We start from the raw sequence: 2,413 nt of genomic DNA, 5'->3' as shown, positions 1-2,413 counted from the left end.
AGATTATGAAGATCTTATTTTAAAATCTGCTTAAAAAACTAAAAAAATGTGTCTACTATATTGACATAGGTCCAAATCAAACAAAATTAAATTCTATAATAATAAGTTTAGATAATCATATGCAACATAAACACAAAAACTTTGCCATATTCCTGCATGATACAGAAATACTTGTTATCCTTGCAAATTACAAAAATGAACATATGCATGATTTTATTAATGAACTGATAAATCATTTAAAAGTATTGTTAAATGGAAAAGATAATTTTTGTATAGGTATAGGAAAGCAAACCAAAAGTATCCGCTGTCTTTATAAAAGTTATAGACAGGCAAAAGCCATACAAAAGCTCCAATCTAAAAATAAAATTGATAAATCTCTAATATTTTATTCTGACATGGGAATATTTAAACTTCTTATGAGTATTGAATATGAAGAAATAACTCATGAATATTATGAACACACAATACAGGCAATAAAAGATTATGATAAAAAAAATAATTCTGATCTTACTGATGTATTACGTTCCTATCTCAAAAATAACGGAAGTGTAAAAGAAACTGCTGATGAATTATTTATTCATCGTAATACTGTAAATTATAAGATAAATAAGATAGAAGAACTTTTAAATATGGATTTATCTTCACTAGATTCCAGACTACAGCTTAGTGTAGGCTTCATGCTTGAAGATATGTTTTAAGATTTAATTTAAAGAACTCTCTATTCTAAAAGTTCTTCTTCCAAACGCTCTAAATCTATAACTTTTATTATATTTCTATCAAATTCAATGAGTCTGTCATCTCTCAGTTTCATAAGTTCTCTGGAAAAAGAAGGTCTTGGAATTCCTAGGAGTGATGCAATCTGCTCTTTGCTTAACTTTAATTTAATCACTGTATTTTTTTGTTCTTTAGTCTGTTCTAAAATGAAATTCACAACTTTCTGTCTTACACTTTTGAATGAAATTGTCTTTATTTTTCTATTTAATACAAAAATTTTATCACTTAAAAGCATGATAAAATTTTTCAGCACAGCTTCTTCATTAAGACATAACTTTATTATATCTTCTTTTTTTATGTATGATATCTCACATTCAGTTGATGCAGTTATGGTTGCTGGATACTCATTCTTTTTAGAAAAAATTATAGCTTCTCCAAAAACTTCTCCAGCTTCCATCTGTTTTAAAACTAAACATTTTCCACTTGAATATATTCTCTGAATCTCTATTTTTCCGTCTATGACAAGTCCAAGACTATTGCACTCATCTCCTTCGCTGGCAACAATCTGACCTTTTGAATATTTTTTTGATACCTGCCTCAGTTTTGAAACAATTTCTACCACTTTTTCATATTGCATATTTTTAAAAAAATCATTATTTTTTATTTTTTCTATAATATCACTCATATATTTCACTCTCTATATTTATGTAATAATCATAATTTTCACCTAAAACCTGTTCCACCATCAGAATTTATTTATTTTTGTAGAACCTATTCATGAAGATTTTCTAAAAGATTATCCAATTTTTCTTTCAACAGCAAAATTTCTTCTTTGTCTAAATTTATTTTGCATTGGATTTCCTTAGGAACACATTTTATCTTTCCTCTAAGTTCTCTTCCCTTTTCAGTAAGTTCAACTATAACTACTCTGTCATCATTAACATTTCTATACTTCTTTATAAGTTCCATACCTTCCAGTTTTTTTAACAATGGTGTCAGCGTTCCTGAATCAAGATGAAGTTTTTTTCCAATTTCTTTAACTGTACTCTTTTCATCCTCCCATAAAACAAGCATAACAACATATTGAGTATATGTAAGATTAAATTTATCTAAACATGGTTTGTAAAGTCTGATAACTTCCCTTGAAGCAGCATATAAAGAAAAGCATAATTGTTTTTCAAGCTTTAAATCATCAAATATTTCCATACCTATTCTCCTTGAAACAATAATCTATATTTAAAAAATATAGATACCTTATAATTTATAATATAAAACAAATTAACATTTATTATATTATATCTAATATGGCATCTATATTAATTATTTCTCAATTATAGATTAGCTTCAATAACCTGTTTTATTCTTTCTTTTGGTAAAAATCCTACTAAAGATTCAACTGCTTTACCATTTTTAAATAATATCATTGTTGGTACACTTGTTATTCTGAATTCATCAGCTAAATCCATTGACTGATCTATATCTACCTTTACTATTTTTGCTTTTCCAGTTAATTCTTCACCTAATTCTTCAAGTACTGGCGCAAGCATTTTACAAGGTCCACACCATGTTGCAAAAAAGTCAACTAAAACAACACCTTCTGAAATTTCTGCTCTAAATTCATCGCTATTAATTATTTTCATGAAATTATCTCCTTTTCATTTTCAGTATCTTTTTATATTTTTTCTTAAAATGTTTATTA

At 26.7% G+C, this 2,413-nt stretch carries 4 protein-coding genes; 1 reads left to right on the top strand and 3 read right to left on the bottom strand.

Annotated features, from left to right (window positions below; translation table 11 throughout):
* The first annotated feature begins 26 nt into the window (after positions 1–26).
* Positions 27–698: a PucR family transcriptional regulator gene (locus Q0F58_RS18915; protein WP_367118224.1), complete on the top strand. Its 672-nt coding sequence runs from the start codon at positions 27–29 to the stop codon at positions 696–698.
* A gap of 20 nt (positions 699–718) precedes the next feature.
* Here Q0F58_RS18915 and Q0F58_RS18910 read toward each other — a convergent pair whose 3' ends face one another.
* The 3 genes from Q0F58_RS18910 to trxA all read right to left on the bottom strand — a co-directional run bounded on the left by Q0F58_RS18910 (position 719) and on the right by trxA (position 2,354).
* Entirely contained in the window at positions 719–1,399 is a 681-nt protein-coding gene (locus Q0F58_RS18910) for a Crp/Fnr family transcriptional regulator (protein WP_294379534.1), read from the bottom strand.
* A gap of 86 nt (positions 1,400–1,485) precedes the next feature.
* Positions 1,486–1,920, bottom strand: a complete 435-nt coding sequence (locus Q0F58_RS18905) for a MarR family winged helix-turn-helix transcriptional regulator (RefSeq protein WP_294379532.1) — start codon at positions 1,918–1,920, stop codon at positions 1,486–1,488.
* Positions 1,921–2,045: 125 nt separating this feature from the next.
* Complete coding sequence (gene trxA / locus Q0F58_RS18900) at positions 2,046–2,354, bottom strand: thioredoxin (RefSeq protein WP_294379530.1); 309 nt, start codon at positions 2,352–2,354, stop codon at positions 2,046–2,048.
* Positions 2,355–2,413: the final 59 nt, after the last annotated feature.

Source organism: uncultured Clostridium sp. (assembly GCF_934754915.1).
Classification (GTDB): domain Bacteria; phylum Bacillota; class Clostridia; order Clostridiales; family Clostridiaceae; genus Clostridium.
Note: the sequence above shows the minus strand (reverse complement) of the source record. Positions and strands in the feature narration are given on the sequence as shown.